At 73.2% G+C, this 16,068-nt stretch carries 11 protein-coding genes; 8 read left to right on the forward strand and 3 right to left on the reverse strand.

The window, feature by feature from the left end; genetic code table 11:
* The first annotated feature begins 11 nt into the window (after positions 1–11).
* The 4 genes from Acy02nite_RS41690 to Acy02nite_RS41705 are packed head-to-tail and all read left to right on the forward strand — an operon-like array spanning position 12 to position 8,093.
* Positions 12–5,783: a type I polyketide synthase gene (locus Acy02nite_RS41690; protein WP_203754478.1), complete on the forward strand. Its 5,772-nt coding sequence runs from the start codon at positions 12–14 to the stop codon at positions 5,781–5,783.
* A gap of 2 nt (positions 5,784–5,785) precedes the next feature.
* A complete protein-coding gene (locus Acy02nite_RS41695; protein ID WP_203754482.1) occupies positions 5,786–6,229 on the forward strand; it encodes an acyl-CoA thioesterase in 444 nt (147 codons plus the stop codon).
* Positions 6,226–6,759 (forward strand): flavin reductase family protein, encoded by a 534-nt coding sequence (locus tag Acy02nite_RS41700; protein ID WP_203754485.1) that lies wholly within the window; start codon positions 6,226–6,228, stop codon positions 6,757–6,759. The genes Acy02nite_RS41695 and Acy02nite_RS41700 overlap by 4 nt, the downstream gene beginning before the upstream one ends.
* On the forward strand, positions 6,756–8,093 hold the full coding sequence (locus Acy02nite_RS41705; RefSeq protein ID WP_264653272.1) for a cytochrome P450: 1,338 nt from the start codon (positions 6,756–6,758) through the stop codon (positions 8,091–8,093). The genes Acy02nite_RS41700 and Acy02nite_RS41705 overlap by 4 nt, the downstream gene beginning before the upstream one ends.
* On the opposite strand, the gene Acy02nite_RS41710 is transcribed toward Acy02nite_RS41705, so the two are convergent.
* Positions 8,094–9,125, reverse strand: coding sequence for an NAD-dependent epimerase/dehydratase family protein (locus tag Acy02nite_RS41710; protein WP_203754488.1), 1,032 nt, complete (start codon positions 9,123–9,125; stop codon positions 8,094–8,096).
* Positions 9,126–9,263: 138 nt separating this feature from the next.
* Between Acy02nite_RS41710 and Acy02nite_RS41715 the strand changes: the two genes are divergently transcribed.
* The 3 genes from Acy02nite_RS41715 to Acy02nite_RS41725 are packed head-to-tail and all read left to right on the forward strand — an operon-like array spanning position 9,264 to position 11,334.
* The gene (locus Acy02nite_RS41715) at positions 9,264–9,842 is read left to right on the forward strand and encodes a hypothetical protein (protein WP_425548151.1); all 579 of its coding nucleotides are present in this window, start codon (positions 9,264–9,266) and stop codon (positions 9,840–9,842) included.
* Positions 9,839–10,384 carry a copper resistance CopC family protein gene (locus Acy02nite_RS41720; RefSeq protein ID WP_203754490.1) on the forward strand — a complete coding sequence of 182 codons (546 nt, stop codon included), beginning with the start codon at positions 9,839–9,841 and terminating at the stop codon, positions 10,382–10,384. Before Acy02nite_RS41715 ends, Acy02nite_RS41720 begins: the two co-directional genes overlap by 4 nt.
* A 20-nt stretch (positions 10,385–10,404) precedes the next feature.
* Positions 10,405–11,334 carry a hypothetical protein gene (locus Acy02nite_RS41725; protein ID WP_203754492.1) on the forward strand — a complete coding sequence of 310 codons (930 nt, stop codon included), beginning with the start codon at positions 10,405–10,407 and terminating at the stop codon, positions 11,332–11,334.
* 5 nt (positions 11,335–11,339) lie between these two features.
* Here Acy02nite_RS41725 and Acy02nite_RS41730 read toward each other — a convergent pair whose 3' ends face one another.
* Both Acy02nite_RS41730 and Acy02nite_RS41735 read right to left on the reverse strand, forming a co-directional pair.
* Positions 11,340–12,341, reverse strand: a complete 1,002-nt coding sequence (locus Acy02nite_RS41730) for a UDP-glucose--hexose-1-phosphate uridylyltransferase (RefSeq protein WP_203754494.1) — start codon at positions 12,339–12,341, stop codon at positions 11,340–11,342.
* Positions 12,338–13,540, reverse strand: coding sequence for an MFS transporter (locus Acy02nite_RS41735; RefSeq protein ID WP_239175747.1), 1,203 nt, complete (start codon positions 13,538–13,540; stop codon positions 12,338–12,340). The genes Acy02nite_RS41730 and Acy02nite_RS41735 overlap by 4 nt, the downstream gene beginning before the upstream one ends.
* 155 nt (positions 13,541–13,695) lie before the next feature.
* Between Acy02nite_RS41735 and Acy02nite_RS41740 the strand changes: the two genes are divergently transcribed.
* Complete coding sequence (locus Acy02nite_RS41740; protein WP_203754496.1) at positions 13,696–16,068, forward strand: beta-glucosidase family protein; 2,373 nt, start codon at positions 13,696–13,698, stop codon at positions 16,066–16,068.

Genomic DNA, 16,068 nt, shown 5'->3' on the forward strand with positions numbered 1-16,068 from the left:
GGGGAGACAGCATGAGCAGAATCGCCATCATCGGCATGGCCTGCCGGTATCCGGACGCCTCATCCCCGCACGAGCTGTGGGAGAACGCCCTCGCCGGGCGGCGCGCGTTCCGCCGGCTGCCCGACGTGCGCATGCGGCTGGCCGACTACTGGAGTGCCGACCAGGCCACCCCCGACCGGTTCTACGCCGACCATGCCGCGGTCATCGAGGGCTACCAGTTCGACCGGGTCGGCTACAAGGTGGCCGGCAGCACGTACCGATCGACCGACCTCACCCACTGGCTGGCGCTCGACATCGCCGCCGCGGCGCTGACCGACGCCGGGTTCCCGCTGGGCGAGGGACTGCCCCGGGAGCGCACCGGCGTCGTGGTCGGCAACAGCCTCACCGGCGAGTTCTCCCGCGCCAACCTGCTGCGGCTGCGCTGGCCGTACGTTCGCCGGACGGTCGCCGCCGCGCTGCGCGAGCATGGGTGGGACGACGACAAGCTGGCCGGATTCCTCGGCGGTCTGGAGGCGACGTACAAGAGCCCGTTCCCGCCGGTCGACGAGGACACGCTGGCCGGGGCGCTGTCGAACACGATCGCCGGGCGCATCTGCAACTACTTCGACCTCAAGGGCGGCGGCTACACGGTCGACGGCGCCTGTTCGTCGTCGCTGCTGTCGGTGGTGACCGCGGCCCGGGCGCTGCTCGACGGCGACGTCGACGTCGCGGTGGCCGGCGGGGTCGACCTGTCCATCGACCCGCTCGAGATGATCGGGTTCGCCAAGACCGGCGCCCTCGCCTCCCGCGAGATGCGGGTGTACGACCGTGCCTCCAACGGATTCTGGCCGGGCGAGGGCTGCGGCATGGTCGTCCTGATGCGCGAGGAGGAGGCGCTGGCGGCCGGGCACCGGATCTACGCGTCGATCGCCGGCTGGGGCATCTCGTCGGACGGCAAGGGCGGCATCACCCGGCCCGAGGCGGACGGCTACCGCCTGGCGCTGCGGCGGGCCTACGCGCGCGCCCGCTTCGGCATCGACACGGTCGCTCTCTTCGAGGGCCACGGCACGGGTACGCGCGTCGGCGACGCCACCGAGCTGACCGCGCTGACCGAGGCGCGCCGGGACGCCGGTCCGGTGGCGGCGCCGGCGGCGATCGGCTCGATCAAGGGCATGATCGGGCACACCAAGGCCGCGGCGGGCGTCGCCGGACTGATCAAGGCGGCGCTCGCCGCGCACCACGAGGTGCTGCCGCCCAGCGTGGGTTCGGTCGACGCGCACGAGCTGCTGACCGGCTCGGACGCCGCCCTGCGCACCCTGCGCAAGGCCGAGGCTTGGCCGGCGGACGTCCCGGTGCGGGCGGGCATCACCGCGATGGGCTTCGGCGGCATCAACACCCACCTCGTCATCGAGAGCCCGCACCCCCGGCGCCACACCGGGCTGGACACGCACACGCGCATGCTGGCCGGGTCGGTCCAGGACGCGGAACTGCTGCTGCTGGACGCCGCGTCCGCCGAAGACCTGACGAGCCGCGTCGACCAGTTGCTCGCGCTGCTTCCCTCGCTCACCTACGGCCAGCTCGCCGACCTGGCCGCTACCCTGCACGGCGAGCTGCGCGGGCGGCCGCTGCGGGCCGCGGTGGTCGTCACCTCCCCGCAGGACGCGCAGCGGCAACTACGCCGGCTGCGCGAGCTGATCGAGGCGGGTGAGCAGCGGTCGATCACCGCCGAGGGCCGGGTGCTGCTGGCCCGGGTGGCCGGCCCGGCCCGGATCGGCTTCCTGTTCCCGGGGCAGGGCTCCGGCAAGGGCTTCACGGGTGGCGCGCTGCGCCGCCGGTTCGCCGAGGCCGAGGAGGTGTACGCGGCGGCCGCCCTGCCCACCACCGGCGATCACGTGGCCACCGAGGTTGCCCAGCCCCGCATCGTCACCGGCTCGGCCGCCGCGCTGCGGGTGCTCGCCTCGCTCGGGGTACACGCGTCGGTCGGCGTGGGGCACAGCCTCGGCGAGATCGCCGCCCTGCACTGGGCCGGCGCGCTCGACCTGCCGTCCCTGCTGAGCGTGGCCGGCCTGCGCGGCGCCACGATGGCGCGGCACAGCTCGTCCGGCACCATGGCCATGATCGGCACGTCGGCCGAGATGGCCGAGAAGCTCATCGGCGAGATGCGGGCCGTCGTCGCCGCGTACAACAGCGCCGAGCGCACGGTCGTCGCGGGCACGGCCGAGGAGGTCACGGAGGTCTGCCGCCGGGCCACGGCCGGTGGCTGGCAGGCCACGCCCCTGCGGGTCTCGCACGCGTTCCACTCGCCGCTGGTGGCGCCGGCCGCCGACGCGTTCGCGGCCCAGCTCGAGAACGTCGCCTTCGGGCCGGTCGGCCGTGCGGTGGTGTCCACGGTGACCGGGGACGTCCTGGAGCCCGGCACCGACCTGCGCCGGCTGCTGCACCGGCAGATCACCGACCCGGTGCTGTTCCACGGGGCCCTCACCGAGGCAGCCCGCGACGCCGACCTGTTCATCGAGGTCGGGCCGGGTCACGTGCTCAGCGGCCTGGCCGCCGAGATCAGCGACGTGCCCGCGCTGGCCGTCGACACCGACGCGGAGTCGCTGACCGGGCTGCTGAGGGCGGTCGGCGCCGCGTACGTCATCGGCGCGGCCGACCTCGACGCCGGCCTGTTCCGTGGCCGGTTCGTGCGGCCGCTGTCGCTGGACGCCGAGTTCAGCTTCCTGGTCAACCCGTGTGAGAAGGCCCCCGAGGCCGACGACGTGGCCGTGGCGGCACCGATTCCGGCCGCACCGGAGGTCGCACCGGCGGGCACCTCGCCGGTGGCCGCCGAGCCGGCCGGCGACACCCTGGAGCTGCTGCGCAAGCTGGCCTCCGAGCGTGCCGAGCTGCCGCTCGACCTGGTCCGCGGGGACAGCCTGCTCCTCGACGATCTGCACCTGAGCTCGATCACCGTGGGCCAGGTCGTCAACGCGACGGCCACCGCGCTCGGGCTGCCCGCCTCCCAGACGCCGACCAACTTCGCCACGGCCACTGTCGAGCAGCTCGCCGCGGCGCTGGACTCGGCACGGGACACGGCGACACCGGCCGACCTCGCGCAGTCGGTCCCGGTGGCCGGCGCGGCGGCCTGGGCCCGGCCCTTCACCGTCGATCTCGACCTCGAACCGGTGTCGCCGGCCGGCGGGGAGGAGCCGCCCGGCCCGTGGACGGTGCACGCTCCGGCGGGTCACCCGTACGCCGCGGCGCTCGCCGACCGGCTCGGCCGGGCCGCTCTCGGCGGCGGCGTGCTGGTCTGCATGCCGGACGCCTGCACCGAAGCCGATCTGGAGGCGGCCCGAGCCGGTGCCCGGGCGGCGCTGGCCGGGCCGGCCGACGGCCGCTTCGTTCTCGTCCAGCACGGCCGGGGCGCGGCCGGGCTCGCCAAGACCCTCCGCCTGGAGGCGCCGCGGTTGCGCGTTACCATCGTGCAGCTGCCGGCCGGCACGACCGCCGGGGACGAGGTGGTGGCCGAGGTGGCCGCCACCCGGTCCTTCGCCGAGGCGCACTACGACGCCGAGGGCCGGCGGCGGGTGCCCACGCTGCGGCCGATGCCGATCCGCCCGGAACGGACCGAGGCGCCGCTGACCGGAGCCGACGTGCTGCTGGTGACCGGCGGCGGCAAGGGCATCACGGCCGAGTGCGCCCTGGCCCTGGCCAGCGACTCGGGCGCCGCCCTGGCCCTGCTGGGCCGGTCCGACCCGGCCGCCGACCCGGAGCTGGCGGCCAACCTGGAACGCATCGCCTCGGCCGGGGTCAAGGTGCGCTACGAGCGCGCCGACGTCACCGACCCGGCGCAGGTCACCGCCGCGATCGGCCGGTTCACCGCCGAGCTGGGCGCCATCACGGCGATCCTGCACGGCGCCGGGCGCAACGAGCCCGCCTCGCTGACCGCACTGGACGCCGAGGCGTTCCGGTCGACCTTCGCGCCGAAGGTGGACGGGCTGCGATCGGTTCTCGACGCGGTCGACCCGGCACGACTGCGGCTGCTGGTCGCGCTCGGCAGCATCATCGGGCGCGCCGGCCTGCGGGGGGAGGCGCACTACGCCACCGCCAACGAGTGGCTCGCCGATCTGACCACCGAGTACGGCCGGACCCACCCGTACTGCCGGGCCCTGTGCCTGGAATGGTCGGTCTGGTCGGGCGTGGGCATGGGCGAGCGGCTGTCGGTGGTCGAGTCGCTGACCCGTGACGGCGTCACGCCGATCACGCCGGAGCAGGGCATCGCGATCCTGCGCCGGGTGCTCGCCGACCCCGCGGCGCCCGGGGTGGTGGTGATCAGCGGCCGTACGGAGGGCATCGACACGGTCCGCCGGCCGCTCCCGCCCCTGCCGCTGTCCCGGTTCGTCGAGCGTCCGCTGGTGCGCTACCACGGGGTCGAGCTGGTCTGCGAGGTGGAGCTGAACGCGGGCACCGACCGTTACCTGGCCGACCACGAGCTGGACGGCAACCTGCTGTTCCCGGCCGTCTTCGGGATGGAGGCCATGGCGCAGGTGGCCACGGCGGTTACCGGCGTGGAGCGGGTGCCGGTGATCGAGCAGGCCGAGTTCCTGCGTCCGATCATCGTGCTGCCGGAGGGCCGGACGACGATCCGGATCGCCGCCACCGTGGTGGAGGACGACATGGTCCAGGTCGCGATCCGCAGCGCGGACACCGGCTACTCGGCCGACCACTTCACGGCGCGGCTGCGCCTGGGCCCCACCGAGTTGCCGGACGGCCCGCCCGAGCAGGTCGCCGACGAGTTGCCCGCGGTCGAGCTGGACCCGGCGGCCGATCTGTACGACTCGATCCTGTTCCAGGGCAGCCGGTTCCAGCGCCTGCGGCGTTACCACGCCGCGGCCGCCCGATATGTCGACGCGGAACTGGAGGCCGACGCGGCGGCCGGGTGGTTCGCGCCGTTCGTGCCCGGCCACCTGCTGCTGGGCGACGCCGGCGTGCGCGACGCGCTGATGCACGGCAACCAGGTCTGCGTGCCGGACGCCACGTTGCTGCCGGTAGGAGTGGACCGGATCTACCCGGGCGGCGAGAAGCTCACCGCCGCGCGGGGACTGCGCTACTGCGCGGTCGAGCGCGAGCACGACGGCGACTCGTACGTCTACGACGTGGCTCTGCGCTCCTCGGCCGGCGAGGTGCTGGAGCGCTGGGAGGGGCTGCGGCTGCGGGCCGTGCGACGCCGGAGCGCGGCCGGGCCGTGGGTGCCCGCCCTGCTCGGCCCCTACCTCGAGCGCGGGGTGGAGGACCTGCTGGGCCGCGACGTGTCGGTCACCGTGCTCGCGGACGACGGACGCGAGCGCCGCGACGCCACCCGCGTGGCGGCGTCCCGGGCGGCCCGGCGGCCGGTCGAGCTCCGCTACCGGCCCGACGGGCGTCCGGAGCTGGCCGGCGACCGGGTCGTGTCGGCCGCGCACGCGGCGGGCCTGACGCTGTTCACCATGTCCGGCGCCGAGCTCGGCTGCGACCTGGAGCAGGTCGCCGAGCGCGATGCCACCACCTGGTCCGGCCTGCTGAGCTCGCACGCCGAGGTGGCGGCTCTGATCGAGCGGAGCACGCCGGACGACTACGACACGGCCGCCACCCGGGTGTGGTGCGCGCGGGAGAGCCTGCGCAAGGCGGGCCGCCCGCTCGACGGGCCGCTGACCCTGCTGCTCCCGCAGCGTCCGGGGTGGGTCGTCCTCCGGGCCGGAGAACTGGACATCGCCACCTTCAGCACGACGATCCGCGACGTCGACGGCCCCGTCGTCGCCGCCATTCTCGCCGGGACAAGGAAGTGACAGTGGACAAGTACTACGAGTACCCGCACACCGTGGGATTCGAGGAGACGAACATCGTCGGCAACGTCTACTACGTCAACTACCTGCGCTGGCAGGGCCGCTGCCGGGAGATGTTCCTCAAGACCCACGCCCCGGACGTCCTCGCCGATCTGCAGGCCGATCTGAAGCTGTTCACCCTGCGGGTCGACTGCGAGTTCTTCGCCGAGATCACCGCGTTCGACGAGCTCGCCATCCGCATGCGGTTGCTCGACCTCGGTCAGACGCAGCTCGAGTTCGGCTTCGACTACCTCCGGCTGGATCCGGGCGGGGAGACGCTGGTGGCCCGCGGCAGCCAGCGGGTGGCGTGCATGCGAGGGCCCAACACGCGTACGGCACCCACCCGGGTACCGGACGCGCTGGTCCGGGCGCTGGAACCGTACGCGGTGCTCCGGACGGTGACGACATGAGCGCCTCGATGGAGACCACCTTCGACTCCCGCTCCCTGCGCCGGGCGTTCGGCTCATTCCCCACCGGCGTCACGGTGGTCACAGTCGGTGGCGCGATGCCGCACGGGATGACGGCCAACTCGTTCACCGCCGTCTCGCTCGATCCGCCGCTGCTGCTGATCTGTGTCGAGCACGGAGCCGTCATGCACGACGTGCTGACCACGGCCGGCCGGTTCGCCGTCTCGGTGCTCGGTGCCGGGCACGGGGGGCTCGCCCGCTACTTCGCCGACCGGAACCGGCCGATGGGCGCGGAGCAGTTCGCCGACGTGGACTGGCACGCCGGCGAGCACTCCGGCGCACCACTGATCGCCGGGGCCTTGGCCCACTTCGAGTGCTCGGTGTGGCGCTCCTACGACGGCGGTGACCACACCATCTTCCTCGGCGAGCTGCTGGCCGTGCGCCGCGGCGAGGACGAGGACGCGGAGCCGCTGCTGTTCCACGGTGGCCGGCTGCGCAAGGCGGACCGGGACCCCAGCGGGGTGGCGGCGTGAGGGGCCCGCGGCCGCCGGGCCCGCCGCTCAGCGCGGCGCTGCGGATGCTGCTGGTGATGGGCCGCGACCGGCTCGGCATGATGACCTCGGCGGCCGACCGGTACGGCGACGCGTCCCGGCTGCCGGTCGGGCACAAGAAGCTGTGGTTCTTCAACCACCCGGAGCACGCCAAGCACGTGCTGGCCGACAACGCCGCCAACTATCACAAGGGGATCGGCCTGGTGCACGCCCGCCGGGCCCTCGGCGACGGTTTGCTGACCAGCGAGGGCGCGCTCTGGCGGGAACAGCGCAAGGTGGTCCAGCCGGCCTTCCAGAGCCGGCGGATCGCCGCCCAGGCCGACGTCGTCGCCGAGGAGGCGGCCAAGCTGGTCGCCCGCCTGCGGCGGCACGTCAACGGCGAGCCGGTCGAGGTCCTGCACGAGATGACCGGGCTCACCCTCGGCGTTCTCGGGCGCACGCTGCTCGACGCCGACCTGGGCCGGTTCGAGACGATCGGCGGCGACTTCGCCGCGGTGCAGGACCAGGCGATGTTCGAGCTCGCGACGCTGAGTGCGGTGCCGATGCAGGTGCCGTTGCCGCGGCAGCTGCGTTTCCGGCGGGCCCGGCGGCGGCTGCAGCGCACGGTGGACACCCTGGTGGCCGAGCGCGCCGACACCTCGGGCGACGACGTGCTGGCCCGGCTGATCGTCTCGGCCCGGGCCGAGCGCGACCCCGAGGTGGCCCGCACCCGGCTGCACGACGAGCTGGTGACGTTGCTGCTGGCCGGGCACGAGACCACGGCCAGCACGCTGAGCTGGACGTTGCACCTGATCGACAGGCATCCGGAGGTCGGTGACCGGTTGCGGGCCGAGGCCGTCGAGGTGCTCGGCGACCGGATGCCCTCCTACGCCGACCTGCACGAGCTGCGTTACACCTCGATGGTCCTGTCCGAGGCCATGCGGCTCTTCCCGCCGGTCTGGATCCTGCCGCGCAAGGCGGTGGGACCCGACGTGATCGGCGGCTACCGGGTGCCCGCCGGCGCCGACGTGCTGATCTGCCCGTTCACACTGCACCGGCATCCGGCGTTCTGGCCGGACCCGGAGCGTTTCGACCCGGAGCGCTTCGACCCGGACCGGCCGTCCGACCGGCCGCGGTACGCCTACATCCCCTTCGGCGCCGGCCCGCGGTTCTGCGTGGGCAACCACCTGGGCATGATGGAGGCGGCCTTCGTGCTCGCCAGCATCATGCGGGAGCTGCGGCTGGAGACGGTCCCGGGCCACCGCGTGGTCCCGGAGCCGATGCTGTCGCTGCGGATGCGCGGTGGCCTGCCGATGCGGGTGCGGGAAGCCCGCTGATCAGCGCCGGGCCGCCACCGGCCGGTCACCCGCCTGCCGCGGGGTGACGGCGCCGGTGGCGGCCAGCCACGTCACCGTGTCGGTCATCGTCTCGGCCAGCGTCCGGCCGGGGTCGCCCAGCAGATCCGTGGTCGCCCGGTTGTCCACCCGGGGCGCGTGCCCGCACACGTAGATCGACCCGTACGAGACCGGGAGCGTGACCGGCAGCAGCCGCTGCGCCGCGTCGGCCAGCGCGCCGACCGGGACCAGCAGCGACGCGGGCAGGTGCACGGCGGGCAGCGAACGGCCGGTGGCGGTGCGCAACGCGCCGAGGTATTCCCGGGTCGTCACGTAGCGCCCGGGAGCGATGAACCGCCGCGCGCCGAGACCGGGGCGCAGCAGCGCCGCGTGGAGCCGTCCCACATCGCGTACGTCGCCGATGGGGAAGCCGCCGCCGGGCCAGATCGGCATCCGGCCACTCAGCACGTCGCGGACCCGGCGAACCTGATCGCCGAGGCGGTCGTCGCCGGGGCCGAGAGAGGCGAGCGGATAGGTGATGACAACCGGTGCGCCGTCGCGCTGATGGTCGCGAGCGATCCGCTCGGCCCGGGCCTTGCTCGCCAGGTACGCCTCGCGCGGCTCGTCCACCGGCGAGCCGGTGTGCGCGGCGCCGCCGCCGGTCGCGCGCAACACCCCGAACGTCGAGACGTGCACGATCGGGTCGAGGCCGGCCGACCGTGCGGCGGCCAGCATCACCTCGGTGGCGACGACGTTGGCGGGCTCCAGCGCGCGGGCGTCCCGGCGGTCGAAGGAGTATCGCCCGGCGGCATGCACGAGGGCGTCGCATCCGTCGGCCGCCCGCTCGGCGTCGGCGCGCACGGTGGCGTCTCCCTGGACGACCTCGATGCGTTCCCCGAGTGCCCGGGGCACACCACGGGGATCCCGGGCCAGGACCCGGACGTGGTGACCGGCGGCGAGCGCGGCCCGGACCGTGTGCGTGCCGATGAAGCCGGTGCCACCGGTGATCAGGACGCGGAGACGATCGATGCTCATTCCTCCATTGTGGTCGGACTGCGGGCCCGGTCACCTCCGCGTATGCGGGTCGCTACAGAAAGCACTTTGGAAGGTGTCCGGGCGGAACCGCCGCCCCAGACTGGCGATGGACTCCCGCCGTACCCGAAAGGACCGCTCGTGTCTGTCGTCAATCACAGCGCCACCCGGACCGGAGGCGGCTGGATCCGCAGCCTCAACGGGCCGCACCACCGAGCCGCGCTCAGCATCTTCATGGTCATCGTGCTCGCTCACTGGGCCGAGCACATCGCGCAGGCGATCCAACTGTGGGGCCTGGGCTGGAAACCGCCGCAGGCCCGCGGCGTCCTCGGGATGCCCTTCCCCTGGCTGATCCGCTCCGAGTGGCTGCACTACGGCTACGCCATTCTCATGCTGATCGGCCTGTTCCTGCTCCGGCCGGGCTTCACCGGCCGTTCCCGCACCTGGTGGACGGTCGCCCTGGCTATCCAGTTCTGGCACCACATCGAGCATCTGCTGCTTCTGCTCCAGGCCCAGACCGGGCACCACCTGTTCGGCCGCAGCGTGCCGACCAGCCTGCTGCAGCTGGTGGTACCCCGGGTCGAGCTGCACCTGTTCTACAACACCATCGTCTTCCTCCCGATGGTCGTGGCCATGTACTTCCATCTGCGTCCCACCCCGGCCGAGATCCGGGACATCCCGTGCAGCTGCCACCGGCAGCTGACCGGCGCATCGGCATGAGTGGGGCAGCAGCCGCCGGCCACCACCGGCGGCTGCTCGCCGCCGGTGTCCTCGTGCTCGCGACGCTCGTGATCGTGGCCCTGCGCGGCGGGATCGGCGACGAGCCCCGCCTGACCGGCATGGATCCTCCGGACGGCGCCCGGCTGGACGCGATCCCCACGGTGGTGACGCTCGACTTCGCCGACGATCCGCAGCTGGCGCACCTGGTCGTCGAGGATCCGGCCGGGCGGACGGTGTCCTCGGGTGACACCCGCGTCGACGGCGCCCGGGTGGCCGTGCCGGTTCAGGCCGGCAGCGAGGGCCTCTACCAGGTCGGCTATCACGTGACCTTCGCCCGCGGCGGTGAGCTCGCGGGAACCACCTCGTTCACCGTCGGCACGGCCGCCGCGGCCGGGAGACCGGCGGCTCCCGACGCCGCGGCCGGTCACACGCACGCCGGCAAGGACCCGCTCAGCCTGGTGCTGCTCGCCGTGGACCTGCTGCTGACCGCGGTGCTCCTGTTCCTCCTGCTACGCCGTCCGCGGACGAGAACGCCGCGGTGAGACGAAGAGAGGTTTCCACCATGGCCGTCACCGATCGCGATCAACGTCTTCTCGAGCGACCGCTCGACGCTCCGGTACGCCGGGGCCGGATCATCGCCGGCAGCGTCCTGGCCGGGGTGGCGCTGGCCGTCCTCTGGTCGTTCGAGCTGGTCGACCACGTCATCGGCGACAACGTCGCCAACACCATCCTGGGTCACGACGCCAAGGCCACCGCGGTCGGCGGCACTCTGGCCGGCCTGGTGTTCGCCTTCGTCTCGGGTCTGGCCGGCACCTTCACCGCCTGCAACATCGCCATGGCCGCGTCGATCGGGCCGATGAGCGCGGCCGGCGCCGGCGTGCGGGACGGCCTTCGTGGCATGCTGCGGCCGGTCGGCTGGCTGGCGCTCGGCATGGTCGTCGTGTCCGGGCTCTACGGCTTCATCGGCGTGCTGGTCGGCGACCGGATGCCGCAGCTGTCCACCGCCACGGCCGGTGGGATACCCGTACGGCTGTGGCAGTCGATCGTCGTCTTCGGGCTGATCGGCCTGGCCTTCATCTGTCTCGGGCTGGCCGTCCTGGGCGTGCTGCCGGACCCGTTCGCCCGGCGTCCGGTCGCCCGGGTCGTGACCCTGGGCGCGCTCGTCGGCGCGTTCCTCATCGGCCGGCCGTACCCGTTGTTCAACAAGCTGTTCCACTGGGCCGTCGACAGCGGCAACCCGCTTTACGGCGCCGGGGCGTTCATCCTCCAGTCACTGGGCAACATCTTCCTCGTCTCGCTCCTGTTCGGCCTGATCGTCCTGCTCAGCCGGGGACGCGCGATCGCCTGGCTGTCGAGCCACCCGGCCCGGACCGTCGCGGTCACGGGCGCCCTGCTGATCGCGCTCGGCGTCTTCACCGTGGTCTATTGGGACGTCCGGCTGCCGGCGATGTTCGATCACGGCTGGTTCCCGATCATGCCGTACAACAAATAGGCAGTTCAGGCTCCGGCGGCGGCCTCGCGCAGGCGGGCCGCCGCCGACTCCGGGGTCAGATCCCGCTGGGGCCGGCCCAGGAACTCGTAGCCGCCCATGTACTTCCGGACCGTCGCCGACCTCAGCAGCGGCGGGAAGAAATGCGCGTGCAGGTGCCACTCCGGCTTGGCGGCGCGACCGGTCGGCCGTTGGTGCAGGCCCATCGAGTACGGGAACGTCACGCCGAAGACGTTGTCGTAGGTCCGGGCCAGCCGGCGCAGCAGACCGGCCAGCGCCACCCGGCCGGCGGCGTCCAGGTCGGGCAGCGCGCCAGCGTGCGCACGCGGCAGCACCAGCGTCTCGAAGGGCCAGGTCGCCCACCAGGGGACGAGCGCGACGAACCGGTCGTCGCTCAGCACGATCCGCTCGTCGGCGGCGAGCTCCGTGGCGAGGTAGTCGCAGAGCAGGCAGCCGGAGTACGCGGCCATTCGCGCGTCCTCACGGCGTACCAGATCGGGAAGGTCGTCCTCCGCCCAGATCTGGCCGTGCGGGTGGGGGTTGCTGGCGCCGGTCATCGCGCCGCGGTTCTCGAAGATCTGCACATGCTCGATCCAGGGACGCTCGCCCAGGTCGAGGTATTGCGCGGTCCAGACGTCGACGACCTCGGCGACGGCCTCGACGCTCAGCTCGCCCAGGGTCAGGTCGTGGCGCGGGGAGTAGCAGACCACCCGGCAGATCCCGCGCACCGGTGCGGCGGTCAGCAGGCCGCCGCCGGACGCCACCGTGGGCGGCGACGGCAGCAGGGCCGGGAAGTCGTTGTCGAAGACGAAGGTCGACTCGTAGGGCGGCGTCCGGTGGCCTCCGGCCCGCTCGTTGCCCGGGCAGAGATAACAGCCCGGGTCGTGCGCGGGCGGTCGCTGCGCCGGCGTCGCCTCGACGATCCCCTGCCACGGTCGCGTGGCCCGCTGCGGTGACACCAGCACCCAGTCGCCGGTCAGGGCGTTGAGGCGGCGGTGCGGCGAGGTCATCGCGGAGCCGGCTCTTCGAGAGCGGGCGCGGCCGCTGCCCGGCGGGACGACAGCCGGGGCTCGGCGAGCACGGCGACCAGGGCGAGCAGGCTGAACAGCGCACCGACCAGCGCGGTGCTGCGCACGCCGAACGGCGAGAGCAGCAGGCTGCCGATGAACGCGCCGCCGGTGATGCCGGCGTTGAAGGCGGTCGACGTGCCCGCGTTGGCGAGGGCCGAGCTGCTCGGCGCGACCTCCAGCGCCCGGGTGGCGAGCGCGGTGGAGACGCCGGCCAGGGCGAAGCCGGAGACGCAGATCGAAACGATGACGGCGATCTGGTTGTCACCCAGCGCCCACTGGCCGAGCAGCGCCACGGCCTGCGCGGCGACCAGGCCCACCATGGTGAGCCAGCCGTTGCGGGCGACCAGGGAGGCGACCACGAACACGCCGATCAGGCCGGCGAAGCCGCGGACGAACAGCAGCGGGCCGACCATGCCCTCGCCGAAGCCGCTCACGTCGGTGAAGAACGGGCTGATGTAGGTGAACGAGGTGAACGCGCCGATGACAGCGAGGGCCGTGTAGACGACGATCGTCCAGTAGCGGCCGGCGTCGGGGGCCGAGCCACGGTCGGCGTCGCTGGAGCCGGGCGGGCTGGCGGGCAACAGGACGGCGACAGTGGCCAGGATGGCCACGCCGAGGCCGCTCAGCACCACGAAGGTGACCCGCCAGCTGGTCTGCTGGCCGAGCCAGGTGCCGAGCGGGACGCCGGCGAGGGCGGCGACGGAGCTGCCCGCGTACACGATGGAGAGCGCGCGGGGCCGCAGGGCCGGAACGAAGAGTCCGGCGGTGGCCGGGGCGATGACCGCCCAGAAGAGGGACTGGCTCACCGCCACCGCGATCCTCGCCGCCATCAACGTCCCGTAGCTTTCGGCGAACGATGACACCGCGTTGCCGACGACGTAGACCGCCATCAGGCCGCAGATCAGCAGGCGGCGGTCGATTCGCTGGGTGACCAGGGTCAGCGGGATCGACAGGACCACCACGACCAGGCCGTACGTGGTGACGAGCAGCCCGACCGCGGCGGTGGTGCTGTGCAGCTCGCGGGAGATCAGCGGGAGCAGGCCGATCGGCAGGTTCTCGGTCGTCACATACGCGAACGTCGACAGCGACAGGGCGCTCAACAGGGCTATGGCCGAAAAGCCGCTCATCCGTTCGCGCATACTCACTCCTTGGACCCGATCAAGTCCTAGCTACGATGCTGGAGCCGTCCGGAAGTTGCAACACTGTGGACGGTCGATGGGCCCGGCTTCTTCAAACGTGCGCACCCGCTCCGGCCGGCCCCCGGCGGCGGCGTCCGGATGACAGCATGGCTGCCATGTCCCGACCGACTGCCGGCCCCGAAGACCTCCGCGCTCGGGTGGCCAAGTTGTCCCTGGCACAGAAGATCCGCTTGCTGACCGGTGAGGATTTCTGGTCCCTGCCGGCCGAACCCGACATCGGCCTGCGCCGGATCGTCGTCTCGGACGGCCCGGTCGGCGTCCGCGGGGAGATGTGGGACGAGACCGACCCGTCGGCCTGCCTGCCCTCGCCCACCGCGGTCGCCGCTGCCTGGGACGAGGACCTGGCGCACCGGCTCGGCCGGTTGCTGGCCGCCGAGGCCCGCCGCAAGAGCGTCGACGTGCTGCTCGCCCCGGTCGTCAACCTGCACCGCACGCCGTACGGCGGCCGGCACTTCGAGTGCTTCAGCGAGGATCCGCTGCTCTCCGGCAAACTGGCCGCGGCGCTCATCCGCGGCGTCCAGTCGGGTGGGGTGGCCGCCACGGTCAAGCACTTCGTCGGCAACGACCAGGAGACCGACCGCGACCGCACCGACAACCGGATCGACGAGCAGACCTTGCGCGAGGTCTATCTGGCGCCCTTCGAGACGGTGGTGACCGAGGCTGAGCCGTGGGCCGTGATGGCTGCCTACAACGGGGTCAACGGGCACACCATGACCGAGAGCCCGCTGCTCAAGGAGGTGCTCAAGGACGAGTGGGGCTTCTCCGGCGTCGTCATGTCCGACTGGATGGCCTGCCGTTCGGTGGCTCCGTCGGCCCGCGCCGCGCTGGACATCTCGATGCCGGGGCCGAAGAGCCCGTGGAACGCCGGCCTGCTGGCCGCGGTCGAGAGCGGTGAGGTCAGCGAGCAGGACATCGACGAGAAGGTCTACCGCATCCTGGTGCTGGCCGCCCGGGTCGGAGCGCTCGACGGCGCGACCCCGCCCGCGCCGCCCGAGCCGGCCGGGGCCGAGGCCGTGGCCGGGCTGCTGCGCGAGGCGGCCGTCGCGGGCAGCGTGCTCACCCGCAACAACGGGCTGCTGCCCCTCGACCCGTCGCGGCTGCGCAAGGTGGCGATGATCGGGCCGCTGGCCGAGCACGGACGGGTTCTGGGCGGGGGCAGCGCGACGGTCTTCCCGCGGTACCGGGTCGGACCGCTCGACGGTCTCCGCGCGGCTCTCGAGGGAACCGAGATCGTGCACGCTCCGGGGGTCCGCGCGCACACTCGCGTGCCGGCCGCCGACGGTCTGCCGCTGCTGGTGCGGTTCTTCGGCGCGGACGGCGCCGAGGTGGGCCGCGAGGAGCGCACCGGCGGCCGATTCATGTGGCTGGGCCGGTTCGCCGAGGGGCTGCTCGAGGACGCGGTGAACGAGGTCGAGGTCACCACGCGGTGGCGAGCCGGGACGACGGGCGACCACACGATCGGCTTCTCCGGGCTCGGCCGCTACGTGCTCGAGGTGGACGGCCGCGTGCTGCTGGACGACCACGTCGAGGAGCCGCCCCACATGGATCCGGCGGTGGCCGCGATGCTGCCGCCGCAGCGCTCCGCCACCGTGCCTCTCACCGCCGGTCAGGAGATCGGCATCCGGCTGTGGCACAAGGTGGGCACGGGTCCCACGTTCGGAACCGCCTTCGAGCTGACGCTGGAGCCGCCCGTACGGTCCGACGACGCCGAGATCGCGCGGGCCGTCGAGGTGGCGCGGTCGGCCGAGGTCGTGCTGCTCTTCGTCGGCACGACCCCCGAGTCGGAGGTGGAGGGCGTCGACCGGACCTCGCTCGCGCTGCCCGGCCGGCAGGACGAGCTCATCGCCCGGGTGACCGAGGCGAACCCGGACACCGTACTGGTCGTCAACGCGGGCGCGCCGGTGCTGCTGCCGACCGCCTCGGCCGCGGCGGCGGTGCTGATCGTCTGGTTCCCCGGCCAGGAGTACGGGAACGCGCTGGCCGACATGCTGCTCGGCGTCCGTTCGCCGGGCGGCCGGATGCCCACCTCCTGGCCGAGGTCCGGCGACCACGTCCCCTCCGCGCACCCCACCGGCGGCGTGCTGGAATACCGGGAAGGCCGGTCCTTCGGCTATCGCGCCGCCGACGCGGACCCCCTGTTCGCCTTCGGCGCGGGGCTTTCCTACTCGACGTGGAGCCTCGAGCTGGTCCGGGCCGGGCACACGCCGCAGATCCGGGTGACGAATACGGGCGCGCGACGTGACCAGCAGATCGTGCAGGCCTACCTGAACGGGCGCCTGGCCGGCTGGGCCGCCGTCACGCTGGATCCGGGGGCGTCCGGCTCGGTGGAGATTCCGTTGCCGCTCCGCGCTTTCCAGGAATGGGTGGACGGCGGCTGGCGGGTCGCCGCGGGACCGTTCTCGTTGCGGGTCGGCACGTCGTCGGCGGACCTGGGCGAACCGGTGGAGATCACCCCGCCCTCCGTCTAG

Origin of the sequence: Actinoplanes cyaneus (assembly GCF_016862095.1) — a bacterium.
GTDB classification, from domain to species: Bacteria; Actinomycetota; Actinomycetes; order Mycobacteriales; family Micromonosporaceae; genus Actinoplanes; species Actinoplanes cyaneus.